Below are 6,098 nucleotides of genomic sequence, written 5' to 3' on the forward strand. Positions count from 1 at the left end.
CGGCCGGCGGATGCCGTCGGCCGATTCTAAACCTCAGAGCCTCACTTGGCAGCCTTGGCTTCAGCGATCCACTTGTTCCAGTCGGCGTGATGAGCGGCGATCCAGTCGGTTGCATGTTTCATGACCTGTTCTTTGCTCTTCTCGCCATTGGCAATTTGGCTATTCTCGGCATTCACGTCCGCGATCGGGATCTGCACGAGCTCGAAGAACTTCTTCGCCTTGGGATTATCTTTGATCCAAGCCGTGTTCACGATAATTTTCTGATCGTTCACAGGGAACCCGAGATTGCCGAGGCCTTCAACGATTGTGTTGCCGGTCTCTCCATCGGGCAGAGTGGCATTCTTAACGTTTAGCCAAACGACTTCGTTGCCAGGGCGGAGAATGGCGGAGACCCAGAGCGGCGTCCAAGTGTAGTAGAGAGTTGGCTTACCAGCCCTAATGCGTTCGATCGCATCAGGAATGATAGCGAAGTAGCCACCTTGCTTTTCCTCGACGGTATCACGCAAGCCCAATGCGTCGATCTGATGCTCGATCACGCGTTCGCAACCCCAACCCGGTTCGCACCCGTAGAGGTCTGCCTTTCCATTCCCGTCGATGTCGAAGAGCTTGGCCTTCTCGGGATCCTTGAGGTCCTCAAGATACTTGATGCCAGTGGCGTCGGCCGTCTTTTTATCAATCAGATAGCCTTGCAAGCTGTTCTTGATTAGGGTGCCGACGCTCATCAGCTTTTCATCGCCGCCTGATGCTTTCCAGAACGTGTCGTGAAGCGGGACCCAGTGGACCGGGTAGAATGTCAAATCACCATTCGCAACCGCAGTGTGTACGAGCTGGACTGATGAAATCTGTGTGAGTTCGCCGACGTCATAGCCGAGCTCCTTGAGACCCTCGTCCACGATAAAAGTCTGGAACAACTCTTCCGTCGCTCCGCTCCAGGCCGGCTTGACCTGATCTGCCATTGCCGGCATGGCACAGCCGGCCATCATGGCTATTGCGAGCATCCCACATTCAATTTTCATCGTTTCCTCCCTTTTTGTGTGAGCAAATTGCTCAGCTTCTATGACTACTTGTTAAGGTGACAGCTCTGAGGAGCCCCACCGGACCTTGATGCCAGAGCTCGCCCGGCCTTCGCTTCTGTGTCGACAGCGAATGCGTGAAGCGATCGAGCACGATGGCCAGCGCGACGATGCCCAGCCCTCCAACCGTCGCCAAGCCGACATCAAGACGGCCTATGCCGCGCAGCACCGTCTGGCCCAGCCCTCCAACAGCGATCATCGAACCGATCACCACCATCGATAGCGACATCATCAGCGTCTGGTTAATGCCGGCCATGATGGTGGGTAGCGCAAGCGGCAGCTGAGCCTTCCACAGGAGCTGACGCTCGGTAGCGCCGAAGGCGCGCATGGCTTCGATCACCTCTTCCGGTACCTGCCGTATGCCCAGGTTCGTAAGTCAGCGGCGCGATGGAGCAAATAACAGATTAAGGCCATTTCCCCAGAACGAGATCTCCTCTAAAAAACCGAATGTCCAACTTATCATTCGCGCCGAGATTTTAAAATCTAAGGCGCCTCGTACTGGCTCACCCGCACCAATATTCCACTCATCAAAATTGAAAAGCTTATATCAGATCTGGCACAATATTGTTACTTTAGGGGCGCCACCGCAACTGTTCGACAGATTTATCCGAGAGAACGTCCTGTCGCTCACATACATGTATAGCCGCCGTCAACGGAGAGGATGGCCCCCGTGCAATAGCTTGATGCAGAACTGGCAAGAAACAGAACAGCGGATGCAACTTCATGCGACTCGCCCAATCTTCCCAGCGGAGTCTGCTCTAGCCATCGGTCATACTGAAAGGAGCTTTCGTTTTTCGGGGAAACTGTCATCTCCGTGGCCACATAGCCTGGAGCTACCGCATTGACCCGGACATTATGCTTTGCCCAAGCACAGGCCAGTGACTTCGTCATCATGTGAATGGCGCCCTTGCTGGTAATATATGCGGTGTTGTTCTGTGGCTGCGTCACGATCATGCCGCACATGGATCCGATGTTCACGACGTTGCCCCAGCGACGAGCGATCATGTGCCGACCAAAGGCCCTCGCACACCAAAATGCAGCATCCGAATTGACCCGCATCGTTGCCAGCCAATCCGCGTCGGAAGTGTCGAGAGCCTCGGCTATCCGGGCTATACCGGCATTGTTGATAAGGACATCGATCGGCTGTTCGGCATTCAGTTCGTCGGCGAGCGCCGTAACATCATCCGGCTTTGCCACATCGATGGCGCGATGACTTGCCACGACACCGCATGACGCGAGTTTGGCAGCGGCGGCAGCAGCGCTATCCGCGTCCAAGTCTGCAATAACAATTGCCGCGCCTGCTTGACCGAGAGCGTGAGCGATTTCAAGCCCGATACCGCGCCCCCCGCCGGTTACGATTGCACGCTTGCCGGACAGGTCGAATTTCTTCAGATAATCCATGTTTCCTTGATCCAAGTTTGACGTTTTGGCGTGCGCCAATGAAATTGCGGCTACGACCATGATCCCTATACGCGTCGCGCCCGTTGTTGCTTTTGCTGGTCTGCGCCACGTCTCCCGGTTACCATCGCCCAAAACCGCCTACGCGACAGGGATACCAGGACGACATTGTCCGGTCCCGCGCTACAGGGGATCAACCATTCTGCGGCAGAAATACCCTTCGTCGTCGAATGTAGGCGGCCTGCCCAGTCGACGATAGGCGCCAGCAATTGTCTTGAGAATGCGCAAAAGGTTTCGCTGGCCTTAAACCCAGCTTATATCCATTCGCTCGCCAGCAAGAGCGCGAATACGATCAGCCATGTAAAGCGCAGGTCAGGTCGCGAATGGAGTTCCTTACAGCTGGCGCACCCCAGTCAAACGTAAGCGGTCAGCTGATGGCGTCTGGCTTGAAGTTCCAGGGCATGAGCATTTCGATTTCGGCATGGGCCAGCGCTGAGCGATGCGGGTCAAGGTCTGGGAGAGCCAGGCGAGAGGTGCGACGCCATTCATTTTGGCCGTTTGCAGAGTGTGGTCACAGTCTAGTCTCATCGATAAACACGAGCTTCGCCGGATCGAGATCGAGCTGGCCGTCGAACCAGGCGCGGCGGCGCTTCAGGATATCGGGGCGGTCCTGCTCCGTAAGCGTTGCACCAAGGCACCTTGCAATAGGCCGATGAACATGGAGCTTTCGCGCCATGACATTGGAACATGCAGAGGGCGATGTGGTCGCCGAGATCAGCGGCGCCGCGGCGTCTGAAGATGGTGCATCGATGCCCGGCCGCGCGCGGCAACGGAAGCTGTGGAGTTGCGCCGAGAAGCGCGCGCTGGTCGACCTTGCGAGCGCGGCGGGGTCGTCGGTGACCGAGGTCGCGCAAGCGTTCGGCGTAGCTCCTGCGCAGCTCTATGCGTGGCGTAAGCAGATGGCCGGCGGCGAGCTTGATGCCGACCAGGCGATGGCGACCTTCGCGCGGATCGAGGTGAACGATCTGCCCGAGGTCGAACGCCCCGTTGCCAATTGCCCGGACCCGGCCGGCAGGATCGTCGTGGCCTTTGCGAACGGCGCACGCGATTGCGGATCGACGGGACCGTCGATCCGACAGCGCTGCGCATCGTCCTGGCGGAGTTGACGAGGTGATCACGGTGGTGCCGACCGACCGGATTTACCTGTGCTGCGGCGCCACCGACATGCGTCGCGGGATCAACAGCCTGGCGCGGATGGTGCAACAGGTGCTCGCGCTCAATCCGCACACCGGCGCGATCTTCTGCTTCCGTGGACGCAAGGGTCATATCATAAAAATTTTGGCGCATGACGACCAGGGGTTCTGCCTATTCACGAAGCGGCTTTCCGACGGCTGTTTTGCCTGGCCGACCACCAAGGATCAGGTCGCCGTTTCGCTCACCAAGGCAGAACTTTCGCTGCTTCTGGAGGGGATCGACTGGCGCCGGCCGAGCAAGACTTATCGGCCGCGTCTGGCTGGCTGATTCTGCTCGTTTGTTATTGATTTTGTGTCGATTTTGCTTCCGTGAAGGAGCTCTTTCGGGTATGTAATTTGGGTGTCGGAACAAGCTCCCTCAATCGCTGATTTCCTCGCCGAGATCGCCCTTCTGGAGGCGGCCGTTGCTGCCCGTGACACCACCATCGCCGAACGCGATGAGCAGCTGCGAAGAGAGCGCGCCGAGGCCGCACTTCGCATCCAGCGCCTGCAGCTGCGGATTGATCGCTTCAACCGCAAGGCCTTCGGCTGCTCGTCCGAGAAGCTGGGCCAGATGCTGCTCGAACTCGAAGATTTCGAGACCGATTTCGCCGCCGGCATGCCCGATGCCGAGCTACCCATCGTCGCTGACACCGACAAGGTCCGGGTGTTGCCGGTGCGCAAGCTCAACCCGAACCTGCCGCGCAAGCGGATCGTTCGCGAGCCGTCTTGCGCATGCTGCCCGGGCTGCGGCGGCGATCTGCGCACCATGGGCGAAGATCGCGAGGAGATGCTCGACCTGGTCGCCCAGGCCTGGCAGGTGATCGAGACCGTTCGACCCAAGTACAGCTGCCGGACCTGCGATAAAATCATTCAGGCGCCGGCACCGATTAAGGCCATTGCACGCGGCAAGCTCAGCTACGCCGCGCTCGCCCATATCATGATGGCGAAGTGGGGTTATCATCTGCCGTACTACCGTCAGGCACAGATGATGGCCGCCAAGGGCGTCGATATCGAGCGATCGACGCTGGCGCGCAGCGCCGGCTACGCCGCCGCCTTGCTTGATCCGATCTACAACCGCATCCGTGAGATCGGCCGTACCCGCACCAAGATCCACACCGACGACACGCGGTTTCCGATCCTGGCGCCCAGCACCGGCGCGACGCACAAGGGCGCGCTCTGGGTTTACGTCGCCGACGACCGCAACTCGGGTTCGCAGGAGCCGCCGATCGCCTGGTACCGCGCCACCATGGGTCGCGCCGGCGAGAGCGTGATGAGCGAGCTCGCCGGATTTGCCGGCACGCTCCAGGCCGACGGGTTCACCGGCTACAATCAGATCTACAGGGGCGGCGCCATTCGAGAAGCTGCCTGCCTGGCGCATCTGCGTCGCAAGATATTCGACGATCCCGACAGCCAGCCGACCGAGCTCAGCACGACGGCGATGGCCGGTATCCAGGCGATCTACCGGATCGAGGAAGAGATACGGGGGCTTCCGCCGTCCGAGCGATTGGCCGCACGACGAACGCGTACCCGACCACTGGTGCGCGCGCTGCAACGACAACTCATGCGCCAGGCCAAGGGTTTGTCGCGGCATGCCGATATCGCCAAGGCCTTCGCCTATGGCACCAAGCGATGGCGCGCGTTCAATCGCTTCCTCTACGATGGCCAGCTCGAGCCCGACAACCTGATTGCGGAGCGTGGCGGCATGAGCGCGCTCGATGACATGGCGCTGTCGGACGAGGCGCTGGAGGCCTGGATGGCCGCCAAGACCAACCCCCGCCCGCTGGTGCGGACCGTCTCGGCGCGGGATGGTTTCGTGACGGCGGCGGTCACCGGGCCGCGGTTCGCGGACCCGCAAGACTGGATGTGCCCGCTCATGGGGTTGCCGCGCGACGTCCTGGCCAAAGGCTCTGCAACCGATCACGCCGTGTTTGCCAGCCTCGCCAGGATCCACAACCGGATCAACGAGACGCTGTTCGACAGACCGCAAGATTATGCACCCCGCTTCACCACCAAGCCCAGCGGCGGCATCGACCCGCGGCCGTGGTGCCAAGGGTTCTACGCGGCCATGAATCTCAACATCAAACGCTGGAAACGGCTACTCGACCTCAAGAACCCCAACCACGGTCTGCTGCTGCCCATCCTGATCTACTGCGTCGACAAAAAGGGGCGGCCCGTCCTCGGCAACCCCAGGCAGGGGCCCGAGACCGCGCACTTCATCGAGCACGAGGCATACAAAGACATCGCCCTGGTCATCCCCGCCCTGCGCGAACTCCACTATGTCACCCGTTATGGTAACCTGCAGTGATCGCCGCCGGCGCGCCGACTAACGGCTGACAGCCATATACGCATCAGGCGGCTTCGGGAAAGGGCGCCTTGGCGCATCGCTTACGCT

5 protein-coding genes and 3 pseudogenes are annotated in these 6,098 nt (G+C 59.9%); 3 read left to right on the forward strand and 5 right to left on the reverse strand.

Features of this window, described 5'->3' with window-relative positions; all coding sequences use genetic code 11:
• Positions 1-41: 41 nt before the first annotated feature.
• The 5 genes and pseudogenes from proX to EOA29_RS21775 all read right to left on the reverse strand — a co-directional run.
• Positions 42-1,016, reverse strand: a complete 975-nt coding sequence (gene proX / locus EOA29_RS21755) for a glycine betaine/L-proline ABC transporter substrate-binding protein ProX (protein ID WP_127221470.1) — start codon at positions 1,014-1,016, stop codon at positions 42-44.
• A 31-nt stretch (positions 1,017-1,047) separates the two neighbouring features.
• A pseudogene (locus tag EOA29_RS21760) lies at positions 1,048-1,476 on the reverse strand (ABC transporter permease subunit); the annotation flags it as partial.
• A gap of 224 nt (positions 1,477-1,700) precedes the next feature.
• Positions 1,701-2,474, reverse strand: coding sequence for an SDR family oxidoreductase (locus EOA29_RS21765; protein ID WP_127221472.1), 774 nt, complete (start codon positions 2,472-2,474; stop codon positions 1,701-1,703).
• Positions 2,475-2,898: 424 nt separating this feature from the next.
• A pseudogene (locus EOA29_RS21770) lies at positions 2,899-3,035 on the reverse strand (transposase domain-containing protein); the annotation flags it as partial.
• 16 nt (positions 3,036-3,051) lie between these two features.
• Positions 3,052-3,147: pseudogene (locus tag EOA29_RS21775) on the reverse strand (IS630 family transposase); the annotation flags it as partial.
• Positions 3,148-3,205: 58 nt separating this feature from the next.
• Here EOA29_RS21775 and EOA29_RS21780 point away from each other — a divergent pair.
• From EOA29_RS21780 to EOA29_RS21790, 3 genes are all read left to right on the forward strand, one after another.
• Positions 3,206-3,637, forward strand: coding sequence for a transposase (locus EOA29_RS21780; RefSeq protein WP_245468506.1), 432 nt, complete (start codon positions 3,206-3,208; stop codon positions 3,635-3,637).
• A 4-nt stretch (positions 3,638-3,641) separates the two neighbouring features.
• Positions 3,642-3,992: an IS66 family insertion sequence element accessory protein TnpB gene (gene tnpB / locus EOA29_RS21785; RefSeq protein ID WP_127221474.1), complete on the forward strand. Its 351-nt coding sequence runs from the start codon at positions 3,642-3,644 to the stop codon at positions 3,990-3,992.
• Positions 3,993-4,064: 72 nt separating this feature from the next.
• The gene (locus EOA29_RS21790) at positions 4,065-6,011 is read left to right on the forward strand and encodes an IS66 family transposase (RefSeq protein WP_245468507.1); all 1,947 of its coding nucleotides are present in this window, start codon (positions 4,065-4,067) and stop codon (positions 6,009-6,011) included.
• Positions 6,012-6,098 lie beyond the last annotated feature (87 nt).

Source organism: Mesorhizobium sp. M1E.F.Ca.ET.063.01.1.1 (assembly GCF_003998155.1).
Classification (GTDB): domain Bacteria; phylum Pseudomonadota; class Alphaproteobacteria; order Rhizobiales; family Rhizobiaceae; genus Mesorhizobium.